At 60.2% G+C, this 19,044-nt stretch carries 20 protein-coding genes and 1 other RNA gene; 4 read left to right on the top strand and 17 right to left on the bottom strand.

The window, feature by feature from the left end; translation table 11 throughout:
- Window positions 1–2: 2 nt before the first annotated feature.
- From mraY to rsmI, 9 genes are all read right to left on the bottom strand, one after another.
- Window positions 3–1,085 carry a phospho-N-acetylmuramoyl-pentapeptide-transferase gene (mraY, locus tag KSS97_RS06115; protein WP_030139681.1) on the bottom strand — a complete coding sequence of 361 codons (1,083 nt, stop codon included), beginning with the start codon at window positions 1,083–1,085 and terminating at the stop codon, window positions 3–5.
- Entirely contained in the window at window positions 1,085–2,452 is a 1,368-nt protein-coding gene (locus tag KSS97_RS06110; RefSeq protein WP_217861300.1) for a UDP-N-acetylmuramoyl-tripeptide--D-alanyl-D-alanine ligase, read from the bottom strand. Before KSS97_RS06110 ends, mraY begins: the two co-directional genes overlap by 1 nt.
- Entirely contained in the window at window positions 2,445–3,908 is a 1,464-nt protein-coding gene (locus KSS97_RS06105) for a UDP-N-acetylmuramoyl-L-alanyl-D-glutamate--2,6-diaminopimelate ligase (protein ID WP_217861299.1), read from the bottom strand. Before KSS97_RS06105 ends, KSS97_RS06110 begins: the two co-directional genes overlap by 8 nt.
- Window positions 3,908–5,647 carry a peptidoglycan D,D-transpeptidase FtsI family protein gene (locus tag KSS97_RS06100; protein ID WP_181287711.1) on the bottom strand — a complete coding sequence of 580 codons (1,740 nt, stop codon included), beginning with the start codon at window positions 5,645–5,647 and terminating at the stop codon, window positions 3,908–3,910. Before KSS97_RS06100 ends, KSS97_RS06105 begins: the two co-directional genes overlap by 1 nt.
- Window positions 5,647–5,940: a cell division protein FtsL gene (gene ftsL / locus KSS97_RS06095; RefSeq protein ID WP_003178214.1), complete on the bottom strand. Its 294-nt coding sequence runs from the start codon at window positions 5,938–5,940 to the stop codon at window positions 5,647–5,649. The genes KSS97_RS06100 and ftsL overlap by 1 nt, the downstream gene beginning before the upstream one ends.
- Window positions 5,937–6,884, bottom strand: coding sequence for a 16S rRNA (cytosine(1402)-N(4))-methyltransferase RsmH (gene rsmH, locus KSS97_RS06090; protein WP_030139685.1), 948 nt, complete (start codon window positions 6,882–6,884; stop codon window positions 5,937–5,939). Before rsmH ends, ftsL begins: the two co-directional genes overlap by 4 nt.
- The gene (gene mraZ, locus KSS97_RS06085; protein WP_003205355.1) at window positions 6,881–7,336 is read right to left on the bottom strand and encodes a division/cell wall cluster transcriptional repressor MraZ; all 456 of its coding nucleotides are present in this window, start codon (window positions 7,334–7,336) and stop codon (window positions 6,881–6,883) included. The genes rsmH and mraZ overlap by 4 nt, the downstream gene beginning before the upstream one ends.
- 309 nt (window positions 7,337–7,645) lie before the next feature.
- Window positions 7,646–7,999, bottom strand: an RNA gene (gene rnpB / locus KSS97_RS06080) — RNase P RNA component class A.
- Window positions 8,000–8,073: 74 nt separating this feature from the next.
- On the bottom strand, window positions 8,074–8,979 hold the full coding sequence (gene rsmI / locus KSS97_RS06075) for a 16S rRNA (cytidine(1402)-2'-O)-methyltransferase (RefSeq protein WP_198796605.1): 906 nt from the start codon (window positions 8,977–8,979) through the stop codon (window positions 8,074–8,076).
- A 355-nt stretch (window positions 8,980–9,334) separates the two neighbouring features.
- Here rsmI and KSS97_RS06070 point away from each other — a divergent pair, with 355 nt between their 5' ends.
- The 4 genes from KSS97_RS06070 (at window position 9,335) to KSS97_RS06055 (ending at window position 12,776) form a co-directional block, all read left to right on the top strand.
- A complete protein-coding gene (locus tag KSS97_RS06070; protein ID WP_217861298.1) occupies window positions 9,335–11,146 on the top strand; it encodes a penicillin-binding protein activator in 1,812 nt (603 codons plus the stop codon).
- Entirely contained in the window at window positions 11,146–11,508 is a 363-nt protein-coding gene (locus KSS97_RS06065; RefSeq protein WP_030139688.1) for a YraN family protein, read from the top strand. Before KSS97_RS06070 ends, KSS97_RS06065 begins: the two co-directional genes overlap by 1 nt.
- Window positions 11,509–11,607: 99 nt before the next feature.
- The gene (locus KSS97_RS06060) at window positions 11,608–12,201 is read left to right on the top strand and encodes a phosphoheptose isomerase (RefSeq protein ID WP_007928463.1); all 594 of its coding nucleotides are present in this window, start codon (window positions 11,608–11,610) and stop codon (window positions 12,199–12,201) included.
- On the top strand, window positions 12,198–12,776 hold the full coding sequence (locus tag KSS97_RS06055) for a BON domain-containing protein (protein WP_030139689.1): 579 nt from the start codon (window positions 12,198–12,200) through the stop codon (window positions 12,774–12,776). Before KSS97_RS06060 ends, KSS97_RS06055 begins: the two co-directional genes overlap by 4 nt.
- 61 nt (window positions 12,777–12,837) lie before the next feature.
- Here KSS97_RS06055 and KSS97_RS06050 read toward each other — a convergent pair whose 3' ends face one another.
- The 8 genes from KSS97_RS06050 to rpsI all read right to left on the bottom strand — a co-directional run bounded on the left by KSS97_RS06050 (window position 12,838) and on the right by rpsI (window position 19,033).
- The gene (locus KSS97_RS06050) at window positions 12,838–13,014 is read right to left on the bottom strand and encodes a hypothetical protein (protein WP_198796607.1); all 177 of its coding nucleotides are present in this window, start codon (window positions 13,012–13,014) and stop codon (window positions 12,838–12,840) included.
- Between the two features lie 119 nt (window positions 13,015–13,133).
- Window positions 13,134–14,309, bottom strand: coding sequence for an integrase core domain-containing protein (locus KSS97_RS06045; RefSeq protein WP_030138557.1), 1,176 nt, complete (start codon window positions 14,307–14,309; stop codon window positions 13,134–13,136).
- A 288-nt stretch (window positions 14,310–14,597) separates the two neighbouring features.
- Window positions 14,598–15,011 (bottom strand): ClpXP protease specificity-enhancing factor, encoded by a 414-nt coding sequence (locus tag KSS97_RS06040; protein ID WP_030138558.1) that lies wholly within the window; start codon window positions 15,009–15,011, stop codon window positions 14,598–14,600.
- 16 nt (window positions 15,012–15,027) lie between these two features.
- The gene (locus tag KSS97_RS06035) at window positions 15,028–15,645 is read right to left on the bottom strand and encodes a glutathione S-transferase N-terminal domain-containing protein (RefSeq protein WP_030138559.1); all 618 of its coding nucleotides are present in this window, start codon (window positions 15,643–15,645) and stop codon (window positions 15,028–15,030) included.
- A gap of 152 nt (window positions 15,646–15,797) precedes the next feature.
- A complete protein-coding gene (locus KSS97_RS06030; RefSeq protein WP_030138560.1) occupies window positions 15,798–16,580 on the bottom strand; it encodes a cytochrome c1 in 783 nt (260 codons plus the stop codon).
- A complete protein-coding gene (locus KSS97_RS06025) occupies window positions 16,580–17,791 on the bottom strand; it encodes a cytochrome b (protein ID WP_030138561.1) in 1,212 nt (403 codons plus the stop codon). Before KSS97_RS06025 ends, KSS97_RS06030 begins: the two co-directional genes overlap by 1 nt.
- Entirely contained in the window at window positions 17,791–18,384 is a 594-nt protein-coding gene (gene petA / locus KSS97_RS06020) for a ubiquinol-cytochrome c reductase iron-sulfur subunit (protein ID WP_030138562.1), read from the bottom strand. Before petA ends, KSS97_RS06025 begins: the two co-directional genes overlap by 1 nt.
- Window positions 18,385–18,640: 256 nt before the next feature.
- Entirely contained in the window at window positions 18,641–19,033 is a 393-nt protein-coding gene (rpsI, locus tag KSS97_RS06015; protein WP_003228056.1) for a 30S ribosomal protein S9, read from the bottom strand.
- Window positions 19,034–19,044: the final 11 nt, after the last annotated feature.

Genomic DNA, 19,044 nt, shown 5'->3' with positions numbered 1-19,044 from the left:
TTCTACCTCAGCTTCAGGGTGGCAAGGCCGATCAGCACCAGAATCACGGTGATGATCCAGAAACGGACGATCACGCGCGGCTCGGGCCAGCCCTTGAGTTCAAAGTGGTGGTGGATCGGCGCCATGCGGAATACACGGCGGCCGGTCAATTTAAAGGAGGCAACCTGAATGACGACTGACAGGGTCTCCATCACGAACACGCCGCCCATGATGAACAGGACGATTTCCTGGCGAACGATGACCGCGATGGTGCCCAGGGCCGCGCCCAGCGCCAGCGCGCCGACATCGCCCATGAAGACTTGCGCCGGGTAGGTGTTGAACCACAGGAAACCCAGGCCGGCACCGATCAGCGCACCGCAGAACACAATCAGCTCACCGGCGCCCGGAACGTAAGGGATCAGCAGGTATTCGGCGAACTTCACGTTACCCGACAGGTAGCAGAAGATCCCCAGCGCACCGCCGACCATCACCGTCGGCATGATCGCCAGGCCGTCGAGGCCATCGGTGAGGTTGACCGCGTTGCTCGAACCGACGATCACCAGGTAGGTCAGCACGATGAAGCCAGCGCCCAGCGGAATGCTGTAGTCCTTGAGCATCGGCAGGATCAGGGTGGTTTCCACCGGCGAGGCGGCGGTCATATAAAGGAAGATCGCCGCGCCGAGGCCGAACACCGACTGCCAGAAATATTTCCAGCGGCTTGGCAGACCACGGGAGTTCTTCTCAATGACCTTGCGGTAGTCGTCGACCCAGCCGATGGCGCCGAAGAACAGCGTCACCAGCAGCACGACCCAGACGTAACGGTTCGCCAGGTCGGCCCAGAGCAAGGTGCTGATGCCGATCGACGACAGGATCAGCGCGCCGCCCATGGTCGGCGTACCGGATTTGGACAGGTGCGATTGCGGGCCGTCGTTACGGACCGACTGGCCAATCTGCAGGCTCTGCAGGGTACGGATCATCCACGGGCCCAGGAACAGCGACAACGACAACGCGGTCAGCACACCCAGGATCCCGCGCAGGGTCAGGTACTGGAAGACCGCGAAGCCTTTGTGGAACTGTTGCAGGTACTCCGCTAGCAGCAGCAGCATTAATGTTTCTCCATACGGGTGCCGCACAAAGCCGCCACGATGTTTTCCATCGCCGCACTGCGTGAGCCCTTGATCAATAAGGTGGTGTTCGGATCTTGCTCGGCGCCCAGGGCCTGGATCAGCTCGGCCTGGGTGGTGAAATGCTGTGCGTGCTCGCCAAACGCCGCCACGGCGTGGGCCATCATTGGCCCAACGGCGTACAGCGCGTCGACCTTGCCGCGCGCATACGCGCCGACATCATGGTGGCCTTGTTGCGCCCACTCGCCCAACTCGCCGATATCGCCGAGCACCAGCACGGTGCGACCGGAGAAGCCTGCAAGGATATCCACGGCCGCGCACATCGATGTCGGGTTGGCGTTGTAGGTGTCGTCGATGACGCGCATGCCGTTGCTCGCCAGTTGCGCGACGCTGCGGCCCTTGACCGGTTGCACCGCGTTCAATCCAGCGACGATGCCTGGCAGCGAAACACCCAGCGCATGGGCGGCCGCAGCGGCGGCCAGGGCATTGGCAACGTTATGGGTGCCGAGCAGGTTCAACTGCACGCGCTCGGCGCCGTCAGGGCTGTGCAGGTTGAAAGCCGGGCAGCCGCGGGCATCGCGGTCCAGGTCGCTGGCGTAGAAATTCGCCGCGAGGTTGCTCAGGGCGAAGGTCAGCACCTTGCGCTCGCCCGCCCGGGCCTTCCAGATTTCAAATGCCTTGTCGTCGAGATTGAGCACGGCGACGCCATCGGCAGCCAGCCCCTCGATGATCTCGCCCTTGGCCTCGACGATTTTTTCCGGGCCGCCGAACTCGCCGACGTGAGCGGTCCCGGCGTTGTTGAGCACCGCTACGTGGGGCTTGGTCATACCGACGGTGTAGGCAATCTCGCCGAGCCGCGAAGCACCCAGTTCGATGACGGCGGCACTGTGCTCCGGCGCCAGTTCAAGCAGGGTCAACGGTACGCCGAGGTCGTTGTTCAGGTTGCCACGGGTCGCCAACACCGGACCACGCGTGCGCAAGATACTGGCGAGCATTTCCTTGACCGTGGTCTTGCCGCTGGAGCCGGTAATGGCCGCGACCGGGTTGGCAAATGCCGCGCGATTCAACGCACCGAGCTGGCCCAGGGCCTGGCGGGTGTCGCCGACCAGCAATTGTGGCAGCGTGCTGTTGGTCACCTCGCGCTCGACCAACGCCGCGACCGCGCCTTTGCCCGCCACTTCGTTCAGATAATCGTGGCCGTCGAAACGCGGCCCGGCCAGGGCGATGAACAACTGGCCCGGGGCGATCGCCCGGCTGTCGATGCTGACGCCGTTGAACGTGGCGTCCGCTGCGATCAGGCGCGCGCCCAGGGCGTTGGTCAGTTCGCTGAGCTTCAAGGCCTTAAGCATGGGCCACCTCCCATGCGGTCAGCGCGTGATCGGCTTCCACCAGATCGGAAAACGCGTGGCGCTCACCGTTGATTTCCTGGTAGTCCTCGTGCCCTTTGCCGGCCAGGACAATGACGTCATTCGCCGACGCACTGGCGATCAATTGGGCAATGGCCTGGCCGCGTCCGGCCACGAAGGTGACGTTATCCACCGCCGAGAAACCGGCACGGATATCGTCGAAAATCCGCAACGGGTCTTCGCTGCGCGGGTTGTCGTCAGTGACGAGGACACCATCGGCCAGCCGCTCTACGACCTCAGCCATCAACGGACGCTTGCCACGGTCACGATCACCGCCACAGCCGAACAGGCACAGCAACCGACCCTTGGCGTGAGGGCGCAACGCCGTAAGGACTTTTTCCAATGCGTCAGGGGTGTGGGCGTAATCGACCACCACCAGCGGCTGGGTGCCACCGCCCAAGCGCTGCATGCGCCCGGCCGGGCCTTCAAGCTTCGGCAAGACCTTGAGAATTTCATCCAGCGCGTAGTCCAACCCGAGCAAGGCGCCGACGGCGGCCAATACGTTGCTCAGATTGAAGCGACCCAGCAGGGTGCTGCGCAAATGGTGTTCACCCTGAGGGGTAACCAGCGTGGCGCGCACGCCTTCGTCATCGAACTGTGCTTGGCGTACATAAAGGTAGGCACTGGCGTCTTCCAGGCTGTAGGTGATCAACCGGGACTCGCGCTGCTCGGCGGCCAGTTGCCGACCGAACTCGTCATCGATATTGATGACCCGGCACTTCAGGTTGTTCCAGGCGAACAGCCGGGCCTTGGCCTCGCCGTAGGCCTGCATCGTGCCGTGGTAATCCAGGTGATCGCGGGACAGGTTGGTCAGCACCGCTACATCGAAGGCCAGCGCGGTGACCCGGCCTTGATCGAGACCGTGGGAAGAGACTTCCATCGCGACGGCCTTGGCCCCGGCCTTCTTCAGGTCTGCCAGGGTCGCTTGCACAGCGATCGGATTCGGCGTGGTGTGCAGCCCGCTTTGCAGGGCGCCGTGGAAACCATTGCCCAGGGTCCCGACGATGCCGCAATGCTGCCCGAGCAGATCCAGCGCCTGCGCCACCAGTTGGGTCACGCTGGTCTTGCCGTTGGTGCCGGTCACCCCAATCAGGTTCAGGTGACGGCTCGGCTCGCCATAAAAGCGTCCGGCAATATCCGACAACTGCGCCGCCAGCCCCTTGACCGGAATCAGCGGGACGTCGGTGATCGGCAGCACGGTTGCGCCGTTCACTTCATAGGCCACGGCGGCCGCTCCGCGTTTCAACGCGTCGGCAATGTGGTCGCGGCCATCGAAACGGGCTCCCGGCACGGCCAGGAACAGGTCACCGGCGCGCACGTCACGGCTGTCGAGGGCCAGTTCGCGAATCAGCAGGTCATGACCGGCGTGGGCAAAAATCTTGTTCAGGCTCAGGGACATCAGCCACGCCCTCCGTCAGCTTTCAATGGAACGACCGGGGCGGTACTCGCCTGCTGGGTCGGCGGCAGGTTATCCGGGGTAACGTTCATCAGGCGCAGGGTGCCGGACATCACTTTGCTGAACACCGGCGCGGAAACCAGGCCACCGAAGTAACCGGCCTTGCTCGGTTCGTCGATGACCACCACGATGGCGTAGCGCGGGTCGCTCATCGGACCGAAGCCGGCGAACAGCGAACGATAGGAGTTTTCGGCATAGCCCTTGGTGCCCACGGACGTCTTGCGGGCCGTACCCGACTTGCCGGCGACGTGATAGGCCGGCACCTGGGCGCGATAGACACCGCGCGGGGCCTCGATCACCTGTTGCAGCATGCCCTGCATGGTCTTGGCGACGTTTTCCGGGATGACCTGGGTCGTCTGCGGCGCCTTGTCAGTCTTGATCAGCGTCAGCGGTGCGATACGCCCGTTGTTGGCCAACGCGGAAAACGCGTGGACGAGCTGGATCGCGGTTACGGAAACACCGTAGCCGTACGACAACGTGGCGGTTTCAGCCTTGCGCCAGTCACGGTAGTTCGGCAGGTTGCCGACGCGCTCGCCCGGGAAGCCCAGGCCGGTGTCCTGGCCAAGGCCGATTTTCTGGGCCAGGCGATAGATCGTCTCGCCGCCGATGTCGAAGGCGATCTTGCTCATGCCAACGTTACTGGAGTTGATCAGGATGCCGGTCAGGTCGAGCACTGGCCCTTCGGTCTTGGACACGTCGCGAATGGTGTACTTGCCGATCTGCAGGGTGCCGGGGTACACCTCGACGGTGTCGCTCGGTTTCCAGCGCCCGGTTTCAAGGGCGGCGGCCATGGACACCGCCTTCATGGTCGAGCCCGGCTCGAACACGTCGATCATGGCGCGGTTGCGCATCATCGCCGGTTGCAGGTTGCGGCGGTTGTTCGGGTTGTAGGTCGGCTGGTTGACCATGGCCAGGATCTCGCCGGTCTTCACATCCATGATCACCAGGCTGCCGGCCTTGGCACCGTTCTCGACGATGGCATTGCGCAACTCGCGGTTGGCCAGGTATTGCAGGCGCAGGTCAATGGACAACGCCAAGGGCTTGCCGGCCTTGGCGTTTTTGGTGACTTGGACATCCTTGATCAACCGGCCGCGCCGGTCCTTGATGACCTGGCGCTTGCCGGCGACCCCGGCAAGCCATTCGTCATAGGCCAGTTCGACCCCTTCCCGCCCTCGATCATCGATATCGGTAAACCCGACCATATGGGCAGTGACTTCACCGGCCGGGTAGAAGCGCCGGAACTCTTCAATGCCATAAACGCCCGGCACTTTCAGATCGAGCACGCTCTGGCCCTGTTCGGGGGTCAACCCGCGCACCAGATAGATGAATTCTTTATTGGCCTGGGCTTCAAGCCGTTCGGCCAGGGCCTTCGGATCCTGGCCGAGAGCGGCAGCCAGCGCCGGCCATTTCTCCTTGGCCTGCTGCATTTCCTTGGCGTTCGCCCACAAGGTCGTCACCGGCGTACTCACGGCCAACGGTTCGCCGTTGCGGTCGGTGATCAGGCCACGGTGGGCCGGGATCGGAATGTGACGCACGCTACGGGCGTCGCCCTGGCCCTTGAGGAAATCACGGTCGACCACTTGCAAGTCGATGATGCGCCACGAAATCGCCGCGACCATGATGCCGAGCAAGCCCAGGACCAGGCGGAACCGCCACGGGAACAGTGCCCCTTCGAGCTTCATCATGGCGCCACCATCTGCACTTCGGCGGCGCCGGGGATGCGCATCTTCAATTGTTCAGTGGCCAACACTTCGATACGGCTGTGGGCAGTCCAGGTGCTTTGCTCCAGGATCAACCGACCCCACTCGGCCTGCGCCTTGTCGCGCACGCTCAGCTCGTTGTAAAGGGTATTGAGCAACTGGCGATTCCAGTGCGCGCTGTAAGACACGGCAATGGCCGACACGAGCACGCCGATAAACAGCAGCAGCATGAAAAAGCTGCCGCCCGGCAGGGGCTTGGCGAAGAGCTTGCTCACCGCAACTTCTCCGCGACGCGCATGACCGCACTACGGGCACGTGGATTGGCCTTGAGCTCGGCCTCGGAGGCGAACTGCGCTTTGCCGTGAATCTTGATTTTCGGTACGAAGGCTTCGAAACGCACCGGCAGGTTGCGCGGCAGGTTATCGGCTTCGCCTTTGGTGAGCTTGCGCATGAACAGTTTGACGATACGGTCTTCCAGGGAGTGGAAGCTGATCACCACCAGGCGACCACCCACCTCCAGCGCTTCAAGGGCGGCATCAAGGCCAGCCTCGAGATCACCCAACTCGTTGTTGACGTGAATGCGCAGGCCTTGGAAAGCTCGGGTTGCCGGATTCTTGCCTTTTTCCCAGGCCGGGTTGGCCACTTTCAATACTTCGGCCAAGTCACCGGTACGCTCGAACGGCTTGATGTCACGACGCTCGACCACGGCACGGGCCATGCGACCGGAGAAACGCTCTTCGCCGTACTCCTTGAAGACACGGGCGATTTCTTCCACCGGGGCGGTATTGACGAATTCAGCAGCGCTGATGCCGCGGGACGGGTCCATACGCATGTCCAGCGGACCGTCATTGAGGAAACTGAAGCCGCGCTCAGGATCGTCCAGCTGCGGCGAAGAGACGCCGAGATCCAGCAGCACGCCGCTGATCTTGCCGGCCAAGCCGCGCTGTTCGACTTCCGCACCCAGCTCGGCAAAGCTGCGCTGCACAACGACAAAGCGGCCGTCTTCGGCCGCCAGCGCTTGCCCGGTGGCAATCGCTTGAGGATCCTTGTCGAACCCCAGTAACCGACCGCCCGGCCCGAGCAGGCTGAGGATCAGCCGGCTGTGTCCGCCACGTCCGAACGTGCCGTCCAGATAGCAGCCATCAGGACGTACGGCGAGAGCCTCGACGGCTTCGTCAAGCAGTACGGTGATGTGGTTAAAGCCGCTATCAATAGTCACAGGATCAAATCACGCAGTTCATCAGGCATGGCGCCCGGTTGTTGAATAGCAGCAAGGTCAGCGGCGGAAACCGCATTCCAGGCATCTTCGTCCCACAGCTGGAACTTGTTCAGTTGGCCCACCAGCATCGCGCGCTTGTCCAACTTGGCATATTCGCGCAGGCGCGGCGGCACCAGGAAACGACCGCTGCCGTCGAGTTCGAGGTCGACGGCATTACCGATCAGCAAGCGTTGCAGGCGGCGGTTTTCTTCTCGCAACGAAGGCAATGCGCGCAGTTTGGTTTCGATGATTTCCCACTCATCCAGAGGGTAAACGCACAAACATGGATCAACAGCGTCGATCGTGACGATTAACTGCCCGGAACTTCGCGAAACGAGCTCGTCACGATACCGGCTGGGCATGGCGAGCCGGCCTTTTGCATCGAGACTGATTGCGTTAGCTCCGCGAAACACGTCAGCGTTTCTCCACTTTTTGGCGTTTTACCTTCAAAAAAACCCACTTCATGCCACTTTCCGCCACTTGCGCACACTATAGGAATGCGCCCACCGCACCGTCAAGGCGCGTAATGAAGGAAAAGCCTTATAGATCGGAGATTTAGGAGCGTTTCAGGAGGGGTAACAAGAATCTGACGTAGGAAAATTCGCCTCAACTCAAAGCAGCACAGGAGGCTGCGTGCACAAGTTAAAGTGATTTGTTAAGAGTAAGATTTTTTTGGTATTAGGAATGGCTTCTGCCAGTGATTCCGGCAGGGAGGGAAAAAGGTGGAGAGTCGATCTGTAAGCCGGGTTCTGTCTTGAACAGTCATTCGTCTACGATGGCCATCACTGGACATCTTTAGCAACCTACCCGGTCCCAGCGCGGGCCACGCCTTGGGACCCTATTTGGTCTTGCTCCAAGTGGGGTTTACCTAGCCACGAACTGTTGCCAGCCGTGCGGTGCGCTCTTACCGCACCTTTTCACCCTTACCGGCGCCGAAGCGCTTAGGCGGTTATTTTCTGTGGCACTTTCCGTAGGCTCACGCCTCCCAGGCATTACCTGGCACTTCGCCCTATGGAGCCCGGACTTTCCTCCCCCCCCTAATTTTCATAGAGGGCAGCGACTGTCCGATCGACTCTCCGCCGCGAAGGTTAACGGTAGAGCGGCTCAAGAACAAGCGATAAAAGCCCATGGCCAGCCCGATGCGCCGGTTTCATTGGCCCTTCTGTTTTTCCAGCGCGACCTGATACAGCACATTCTTGCGCTCGCCGGTGATCTGCGCCGCGAGGGCTGCGGCCCGCTTGAGCGGCATTTCCTCCAGCAACAGGTCGAGAATGCGCATTGCCTCGGCGCTGACCGCGTCTTCGCTTTCAGGCGGAGTCCAGCCCGCCACCAGCACGACACACTCACCACGCTGTTGATTACTGTCGCCTTCGACGAAGGCTCGCAGCTCCGCCAACGGCAGGCCCTTGAGGGTTTCGAACGTCTTGGTCAACTCCCGGGCCAGCAGCGCCTGGCGCTCGGGACCGAACACCTGCTCCATGTCTTGCAGGCACTCCAGAATGCGGTGCGGCGCCTCATAGAAGATCAGCGTGCGCGGTTCTTCCTTTATAGCCTCCAGGCGCGCCCGCCGCCCGACCGCCTTGGCTGGCAGGAAACCTTCGAAGATGAAACGGTCCGACGGCAAGCCGGCCGCCGACAGCGCCGCGATCAATGCGCAAGCCCCGGGCACCGGCACCACATTGATACCAGCAGCACGCGCCTGGCGTACCAGGTGATAACCCGGATCGGAAATCAGCGGCGTGCCCGCATCGGAAATCAGCGCCACGTTATCGCCTGCCAGCAGGCGGGTGATGAAACGACTGCCCTCGTCCCGCTCGTTATGTTCGTGACATGCCGCCAATGGCGTGGAAATCCCGAAATGCTGCATCAGGCGCTGGGAGTGACGCGTGTCTTCAGCTGCGATCAGGGCGACTTCCCGCAGAATTTTCAGCGCCCGGGCACTGATATCGTCCAGGTTGCCGATGGGGGTCGCCACCACGTAAAGCGAGCCAGCAGCGGAATTCAAAGCACCTGGAGCAGTCAAAACGCGTACCTCATGATCGGTAAAAACCGCCATTGTAGCGTGTAGCGGCGGTCTCGGCTGTTCGCAGTACCGGGTAGCCTGGGGCAGTACTGCTTACGTGAGAATGTACGCAAGCCATTGTGGCGAGGGAGCTTGCTCCCGCTCGGCTGCGCAGCAGTCGTAAAAATCTGACAGCCAAATCTTGATGTACCGCGCTGGATGGTTTTGGGGCCGCTACGCAGCCCAGCGGGAGCAAGCTCCCTCGCCACAGGGGTCAATGCCAGTCTTTTATGCTGCGCCGCACTCTTTGAAATACCTAAATTGATCGATTCACACCACTAACATCGCGCCCCGGCCAGCGCTTGGGTACAATTCGACGCTAATTTGATCTCGTATCAGGAACATTTACATGATCGCTTGCCTGCGGCTGCTCTCCGCCCTCTGCCTCGCTGCCCTCCTGGCCGCTTGCGCCAGCTCGCCCTCGTCCAGCCTTGGCGAACTTCCACGGACCCCGGATGCCAGTATCGAGCAATTGCTCGAACAGGCCACCCAAAGCAAAAACCCGGAAAAAGCTGCCCTGCTGCGCCTGAGTGCCGCAGACCTGGCCTACCGTCAAGGCAATGCTGGCCAGTCCGCACAGATCCTGCAACAGGTGCCGATGGAGTCACTCAAGCCCGGCCAACAGATCTTCGCCAGCACGCTGTCGGCCGAACTGGCCATGACACGCAACCAGCCCAAGGCTGCCCTGGCTTCGCTGAACCATCCGAGCCTGCAACACCTGAGCGAAATGCCGGTGGAGCAGCAGGTCCGCACCGGCACCGTCCGTGCTCGCGCCCTTGAAGCCGATGGCCAGACCCTGGCCGCTGCCAAGGAGCGGATCTTTATCGCCCCACTGCTGGAAGGCGAAGCGGCGGCAAAAAACCATGAGGCGATCTGGACCCTGATCGCCTCGCTGCCTACCGATCAACTGCAGCCGACCACCACCGATGACCTCGGCGGCTGGTTGAGCCTGGCCAAGGCCGTGAAAACCGCCGGCACCCTGGAACAGCAACAGGCGGCGATCGATAGCTGGCGCGAACAGAACCCGAAACATCCGGCCGCGCTTCAATTGCCGACGCCACTGGTCAAGCTCAAGGAGCTGGCGAGCCAGCCATTGAGCAAGATCGCCTTGCTGCTGCCGCAGAACGGCCCGCTTGCCTCGGTCGCCAAGGCCTTGCGTGATGGCTTCATGGCCGCGCACTACCAGGCCCAAACGGCCGGGCAGAAGCCGCCAAGCATCCAGATCTATGACAGCGCCAGCCTGACCTCGATGGATGAGTTCTATCGCAAGGCCCAGGCTGACGGTGTGCAGCTGGTAGTCGGCCCGCTGGAAAAACCATTGGTCAAGCAGATCAGCACGCGCCCACAACTGCCGATCACCACCTTGGCGCTGAACTACAGCGAAGGCGAACAAGGCCCCCCCCAACTGTTCCAGTTCGGCCTGGCGCCGGAAGACGAAGCCCGCGAAGTGTCCCGTCGCGCCCGCGCCGACGGCCTCCATCGTGCCGCCGCCATGGTGCCGAAAGGCGAATGGGGCGATCGTGTATTGAAGGCCTTCAGCCAGGATTGGCAGGCCAACGGCGGGACCATCGTTGCGATCGAGCGTGTCGACCAACCCGTGCAACTGGCCCAGCAGATCGCCGACATGTTCCAACTGCGCCAGAGTGAAGGTCGCGCCAAGAGCCTGCAGAACACGGTAGGCACCACGGTCGCTGCCCAGCCGTCTCGTCGCCAGGACATCGAGTTCATTTTCCTCGCATCGACGCCACAGCAGGCCCAGCAGATCAAGCCAACCCTGAACTTCCAGTACGCTGGCGACGTGCCAGTCTATGCAACGTCTTCGGTGTTCAGCGTCAGCGGCGACCAGAACCAGTACAACGACATGAATGGCGTGCGCTTCTGCGAAACACCATGGCTGCTCGACGCCAACGACCCACTGCGCCAACAAGTGACTGCACAATGGCCCCAGGCCGGTGGCAGCCTGGGCCGATTGTATGCGATGGGAGCCGACGCCTATCGCCTCGCTCCGCGCCTGGGCCAACTCAAGACGCTTCCGGACAGCCGCATCGAAGGCCTTTCAGGCAGCCTGGCGATCTCGCCGACCCAGCGCGTGCAACGTCAATTGCCGTGGGCCCAGTTCGTCAATGGCCAGGTGCAGCGCCTGCCGGACACCCAGCGCTGATGCCCGATCGATCACACTTGCAAAGCGGAAAGGATGCCGAGGGCCACGCCCTCGCGCATCTGCAGCAACAAGGCCTGCGCCTGCTGGCGCAGAACTGGTTATGCAAGCGCGGCGAGCTGGATCTGGTCATGCTTGACGGCGATACAGTAGTATTCGTCGAGGTCCGCTATAGGAAAAATACCCAATGGGGTGGCGCGCTCGACAGCGTTGACGAGCGCAAACGCCGAAAGCTGGTTTTCGCCGCGCAGTATTTCCTGCAAAGCGAGTCTCGCTGGGCCGATCATCCCTGCCGCTTCGACGTGGTTGCCATCGACAGCAGCGTCGACCAGTTGAACTGGCTGCAGAATGCCTTCGACAGTTGAGCCCAGCCGAGCCGGACACCCCCACTTAACTTTTTTGCTCTTTGCTTTGCGCGCCGCACATGCCTGTGCCGATAAGTCGCGCTACTTAAGGTCACACAGATGGACATGCAATCGCGAATCCGCCAGCTTTTTCAGGCCAGCATCGACACCAAGCAACAGGCGATGGACGTACTTGCACCGCACATCGAGCAAGCCAGCCAAGTGATGGTCAACGCCCTGCTCAACGAGGGCAAGATGCTCTCATGCGGCAACGGCGGCTCCGCCGGCGATGCCCAGCACTTCTCCTCGGAGCTGCTCAACCGTTTCGAACGCGAGCGCCCGAGCCTGCCGGCCATCGCGCTGACGACCGACAGCTCGACGATCACCTCGATTGCCAATGACTACAGCTACAACGAAGTCTTCTCCAAGCAGATCCGCGCCCTCGGCCAGCCCGGCGATGTGCTTCTGGCGATTTCCACCAGCGGTAACTCGGCCAATATTATTCAAGCGATCCAGGCCGCACATGATCGCGAAATGATTGTCGTAGCATTGACCGGTCGCGACGGCGGCGGCATGGCATCCCTGCTCTTGCCCGAAGATGTCGAGATTCGCGTACCAGCCAATGTCACCGCACGTATCCAGGAAGTCCACCTGCTGGCGATCCACTGCCTTTGCGACTTGATCGACAGCCAACTGTTCGGGAGTGAAGAATGACCCCTAATCGCCTAGGCCTTCTGGCCCTGACCCTGTGCCTCGGCATCAGCGGCTGCACATCGGTGGTTAACGCCAGCCGGGAAAAGCCGATTGAAGATGACCGCGGCACCCGCACCTTCGGCAGCAAGATCGATGACTCGCTGATCGAAACCAAAGTTGGCGTGAACATCGCCAAGGCCGACCCGGACCTGGACAACAACTCGCACATCGTCGTCACCAGCTTCAACGGTGTCGTACTGCTGGCCGGCCAGACGCCACGCGCCGACCTCAAGGCCAAGGCCGAACAGGAAGCCAGCGCCGTGCAGCGGGTCAAGACCGTGCATAACGAACTGCAGGTCCTCCAGCCCTCCTCTCTGCTGGCGCGCCAGAACGATGCCTGGCTGACGACCAAGATCAAGACGCAGATGTTGACCGACGCCAGCATTCCAGGATCGCGCATCAAGGTTGTAACCGAGAACGGGATCGTCTATCTGCTGGGGCTGCTGACCAAACAGGAGGCTGCGCAGGCGACCAACCTGGTGCAGGGTGTGTCTGGGGTGCAGAAGATTGTGAAGTTGTTTGAGTACATTGATTGATATAAGTGCTCGTAAAAAAACGGCGCTTTTCCTGAAAAGGGAAGCGCCGTTTTTTTATGTATCATTTGAGGCTTGGATCGGCGCGCACCCCGCTCTTGCCCTTGATCTTGATCTTGATCTTGATCTTGATCTTGCTTTGGACTTTGATCTTCGACGCCCCGTTAACCACGATGGCCGAACGCAGGCGTTGCGCAGTGGGCATCCCGGCATGGATGCCGGGATAGCCGCGCTGGGCCATGGATGGCCCTTCGCGGCGGGCCCACGGAGCAATGCCGGAGTGAGGGCATGCCGAGCCTCGGCGAGGCACCGAGTGGTGGGGCTATACGGATCACCCACATGGGTTACAAAAAAGTGCACTCACATAGGTAACACCCGGAGTGTCACGTAGCCATCAATGGCATCTCTTACATCAATCCGTCCAAGGATGATTGGACCGAAGATAACATCCCAGATCCCGTCCTCTATTTGCTCCAGTCCAATGGTCTGGTGCTTGAGCACATAGCCGACGTAGATCCTTACACCACGACGATTGACGATGCCCGAGCAGTCCGCTTGGAGGCTATCGATATGGCTCGGGTAGGTCATCTCGGGAAGCTTCTCGGGATATTGGCGGGACGAAGGCTCATAGCAGGACGCGGGTGTCTTCTGATTAAGAGCCTCGTGCAAACGCTCATAGTTGTAATGTTGCCTGAAACGATCAAAGTGCCGTTGTTGAGCCTCCCACGCTACTGCAGGGGGTGACGGAAGAGTGCTTTTCAACGTTCGATGCATACGTTCATGTCGGCCATTTTGCTCCGGCCTGCCGGGGGCGATCCGCTCGGGAATGATCCCTAGACGCAACCACCAGATGGACAACTGGGAAAGGCCCGCACGCCCTTTGCTCGCAAACGGAACACCATTGTCGGTACGAATGCGCTCCGGCAGACCATGTTCACGAAACACCTGAGTAAACACCGCCTGGGTTTCCTGGAAATTGGTGCTAGCCATGCTGTGGCAAGCGAGCAAGAAACGACTGGCATGGTCCATGATCGTCAATGGATAGCACCAGACGCCCGCACCTGTCAGGAATTGGCCTTTGTAATCGGCGCTGAATAGCTGGTTGGGAGCCTCTGCTTTCTGCAGTGGTTTGGGATAAACCGCCACTCGTTGACGCAATCGGCGTGGTTTGACCAGCTCAGCTTTCTTTAGGATGTTGTAGATCGACGTCTTTGATGGCGGCGCCTGGTCAGGAAAACGCTCGAGCAAAGCCGCCTGAATTTTCTTGGGGCCAGGCTCTGTCTCACCCCGACCGCGTAACTCAATGATCGCCTCACGGACAGCCAGCGGCACTACCCATTCCTGGGTAAGCCGACGACGGCTATGTTCTTCCAGTCCGGCGGGCCCTTCCCTCTCATACCGCTCGACCCATTTATAGCCAGTCTTGCGGCTGATCTCGTAGGCTTGGCAAAGCGCACTGAAGCTGGGCGGGCCTTTGATGAAGTCCGCAATGAACAGCAGTTTCAGGTCCATAGGTTTCAGCTCTCGCCATGGCATGGTCAGATCCTCGAAAACCGACCCTGCCAGTTAAAAACTGTTACCTATGTGAGTGAACTGATTTGTAACCCATGTGGGTGAGTCATACCCCGGCAAGCCTTTTTGCTTACTTTTTTGGCGTCTGAAAAAAGTGAGCCGCCGTAAGGGCGGAACCATAAGCCGCCGTTACCGCAGCAACGGATATACACACCGACTACGACAAAAAAATGCCCGCATCTCACGATACAGGCATTTTCTTCACCAAGTTGCAGGCTATCGCACACTCAATGACTGGCACATATCTGCAGCCTACTTCACCACCTTCAAGCTCGGCCGCCCGGTAGGCCGTGGCGGTTCGTCATCCGGTGGCGGCATGTCATCATCCGCCTCGAACTCTTCTTCGCCATCCAACGGCACTTCCAACTCGAACACCATGCCCTGCCCGTTCTCCCGAGCATAAATCCCCAGGATCGAAGCAATCGGCACATAAAGCGTATGCGGTACCCCGCCAAAACGCCCCTCGAAGCTGACCGCATCGTTGTCCATGTGCAGATGACGCACAGCGGCCGGCGACACGTTCAAGACAATCTGCCCGTCATTGGCAAAACCCTGCGGCACCTGTACCGATGGATACTCGGCGTTAACCAGCATGTGCGGGGTGCAATCGTTGTCCACAATCCACTCGTAGAGCGCGCGGACCAGATAAGGTCGACTGGAGTTCATAGCGGCTCCCTAAGCCTTAGCGCATGTCGCGTTCGACGCCAGACAGACTCGCCTGGAAAGCCTCACGCGCAAATTGGCGCTCCATATAATCAAGCAGCGGCTTGGCGGGCCGCGGCAGTTCGATACCCAGGATCGGCAAACGCCAGAGTATGGGCAATAGGCAGCAATCCACCAGACTTTGTTCCTCACTGAGGAAAAACGGCTTGTCGACAAACAGCGGCGACACGCCCGTCAGGCTTTCGCGCAGCTCCTTGCGCGCCACGACCCGTGCCGGCTCCTTCGTTCGAGGATCCAGGATCAGGTCCACCAACCCGCACCAGTCACGCTGGATGCGGTGAATGAGCAAACGACTGTTCGCACGCGCAACGGGGTACACCGGCAGCAAAGGCGGATGTGGATAACGCTCATCCAGGTATTCCATCACCACAGTCGATTCCCACAACGCCAGGTCGCGATCGACCAGGGTGGGCAGGCTGCCGTAAGGGTTCACCTCGATCAGCTTCGGCGGCTGACGGCCCGCTTCGACGTAAATGATCTCGGCGCTGACACCCTTCTCGGCCAGTACGATACGTACCCGGTGGGAATAGTGGTCGGCGGGGTCGGAGTAACAGGCCAACCGATTGGTCACGCCCATGGCGATCCTCCTCGCTTGTTGAAATTATCGAAAAACGGAAAAACGAGCGCGCCCAGAGGGCGTCTCCCGTAACCACCTGGCCGACCAGGCTCGTTACACCTTCAGAGACGCCCTTGGGCGCGCACGATTAACAGCAACGGCTTACAGCTTTATCAATGAACGTCTTTCCAGTATTCACGCTTGAGCAGATATGCGAATACGAAGAAGAACGCCAGGTACAGCAAGACATACGTACCGATGCGCTGATGCTCCAGCTTCACCGGGTTGGCCGAGTAGGCCAGGAAGGTCACAAGGTTCTTGACCTTCTCGTCAAACTGCTCAGGCGTCAGGGTGCCGGAGTTCGGCACGATGGTCAGCTGGTCGCAGGCTTCATGGGTCAAGGCCGTGCCGGTCAGCGGATCATACTGCTTCTTGCCGTGTTCGACGATCTGAACCTGTTTGCAGCCTACCACCTGGCGACCCTGGAGGCCGACCAGGACGTTCGGCATGCCGACGTTCGGGAAGACCTTGTTGTTCACGCCCCATGGACGCGCAGGATCTTCATAGAACGAGCGCAAGTAGCCATAGAGCCAGTCGGTGCCACGCACGCGCGCCACCAGGGTCAGGTCGGGCGGCGCTGCACCGAACCAGGTCTTGGCGTCCGCAGGCTGCATGCCGATGGTCATGTGGTCACCCAGCTTGGCACCGGTGAACACCAGCTTCTCGAGCATCATTTCATGGGGGATGCCCAGGTCATCGGCCACACGCTCGTAGCGCTGGAACTTGGCACTGTGGCAACCCATGCAGTAGTTGGCGAACGTACGCGCGCCGTCCTGCATGGCTGCTTTGTCGGAAACGTCGATGTCGACCTTTTCCAGCTCCGGACCACCGTGTTCAGCCGCGAAGGACAGTACAGGCATGGCAGCAAGAATCAGTACAGCAAATAGCTTTTTCATCAGCCAGTCACCCTTTCCGGAACCGGTTTGGTCTTCTCGAGCCTGGTATAGAAAGGCATCAGAATGAAGTAGGCGAAGTAAAGGAACGTGCAAACCTGCGAGAGCAACGTACGCCCCGGTGTCGGCGCCAGTACGCCCAGCACCCCCAGGATCACGAACGAGATGCAGAACACCACCAGCCAGATCTTGCTCAGCCAGCCTTTATAGCGCATCGACTTGACGGGGCTGCGGTCCAGCCACGGCAGGACGAACAGCACGGCGATGGCTGCGCCCATGGCGATCACGCCCAGCAACTTGTCCGGAATCGCCCGCAGAATTGCGTAGAACGGTGTGAAGTACCAGACCGGCGCAATGTGTTCTGGGGTCTTGAACGCGTTCGCCTGCTCGAAGTTCGGCTTCTCTAGGAAGTAACCGCCCATTTCCGGGAAGAAGAACACGATGGAGCAGAAGATGAACAGGAAGACCACCACGCCGACGATGTCTTTCACGGTGTAGTACGGGTGGAAGGCAATGCCGTCCAGCGGTACGCCGTTCTCGTCCTTGTGCTTCTTGATGTCCACGCCATCCGGGTTGTTCGAACCCACTTCGTGCAGCGCCAGGATGTGCAGCACCACCAGGCCGAGGATCACGATCGGCAGCGCCACGACATGCAGGGCGAAGAAGCGGTTCAGGGTGATACCCGAGATGAGATAGTCACCACGAATCCACTGGGTCAGGTCGTCGCCGATGACCGGGATCGCACCGAACAGCGAGATGATCACCTGGGCGCCCCAGTAGGACATCTGGCCCCAAGGCAGCAGATAGCCCATGAAGGCTTCAGCCATCAGCGCCAGGTAGATCAGCATGCCGAAGACCCACACCAGCTCACGCGGCTTCTGGTACGAACCGTAGAGCAGGCCACGGAACATGTGCAGGTAGACCACGATGAAGAACGCCGAAGCGCCGGTGGAGTGCAGCAGGCGCAGGATCGAGCCGTACTCGACGTCGCGCATGATGTATTCGACGGAGGCAAACGCTTCCTCCGCCGACGGGGTGTAGCTCATGGTCAGCCAGACACCGGTAACGATCTGGTTGACCAGAACGAGCAATGCGAGGGAACCAAAGAAGTAGAAGAAGTTGAAGTTCTTCGGGGCGTAATACTTGCTGAGATGGTCTTCCCACATCTTGGTCGCGGGAAAGCGCGCATCAACCCAATCCATAAGTTTGCTCATCACGCTTTCTCCGTGTCGACGCCGATGACGATGACATCATCCGACTCATAGGAATGCGGGGGAACTGGCAGGTTCAGGGGTGCAGGCTGGGATTTGTAGACGCGACCCGCCAGGTCATAGTGGGAGCCGTGGCATGGGCAGAAATAGCCACCTACCCAATCCTTGCCCAGGTCGGCAGGGGCCACTTCGGGACGGAACGTTGGCGAGCAACCCAGGTGCGTGCAGATCCCGATCAGCAGCAGGACTTCCGGCTTGATCGATCGCGTTTCAGGGTTGACGTATTCCGGTTGGACCGAGTTCTTGGAAGAGGGATCGGACAGCTGGCCCTCGATCTTTTTCAGATTCCCCAGGATCTCCTCTGTACGGCGGACGATGAACACCGGCTGACCGCGCCACTCAGCAATCATCTGCTGGCCTGGCTCGATCTTGCTGACATTCACTTTCACCGGTGCACCTGCGGCTTTCGCCTTGGCGCTGGGAAACCATGACCCCACGAACGGGACCGCAGCCCCCACCGCTCCTGCAGCACCCACCACGGATGTGGCTGCTACCAGGAAGCGACGCCGGCCTGCATTCACGCCGTCATTGCTCATTCAGTCCTCTCCCATCAGCTTTGTGGCCTGTTAGATCAGGCGTCTACTAAGTAAAAATCTGAACTTATAAAAATTTTGCCGAATGGTAATGAAAAGCCCCAATTCTGACAAGGTAATTACCATGCGGCCAAACCGCCAAGCCTTGTAGTATAGGGGCTCTACGAATGTGGCAAGTTGTCACAGAGCAATTATTTCGCACATAAAAAAACGCCCAGCTCCGTGAGGAACTGGGCGCCTTTTGAACGCGGAAGCGAAATTAACGCTTCGAGTACTGCGGACGCTTACGCGCTTTACGCAGACCGACTTTCTTACGTTCAACTTCGCGAGCATCGCGAGTTACGAAGCCAGCTTTACGCAGGGCGCTGCGCAGAGTTTCGTCGTAATCCATCAGGGCGCGAGTGATGCCGTGGCGGATTGCGCCAGCCTGGCCACTTACACCACCACCGATAACGGTGACGTAGATGTCGAATTTTTCGACGGTCTCGGTCAGTTCCAGCGGCTGACGAACTACCATGCGGGCAGTTTCGCGGCCGAAGAAGTTATCCAGGGAGCGGTTGTTGATGGAGATGTTACCAGTGCCCGGACGCAGGAAAACGCGTGCGGTTGCAGTCTTGCGACGGCCAGTGCCGTAATTTTGAGTCGCCGACATAATGAACTATT

Origin of the sequence: Pseudomonas alvandae (assembly GCF_019141525.1) — a bacterium.
GTDB classification, from domain to species: Bacteria; Pseudomonadota; Gammaproteobacteria; order Pseudomonadales; family Pseudomonadaceae; genus Aquipseudomonas; species Aquipseudomonas alvandae.
This window is presented reverse-complemented; position numbering and strand designations above follow the sequence as displayed.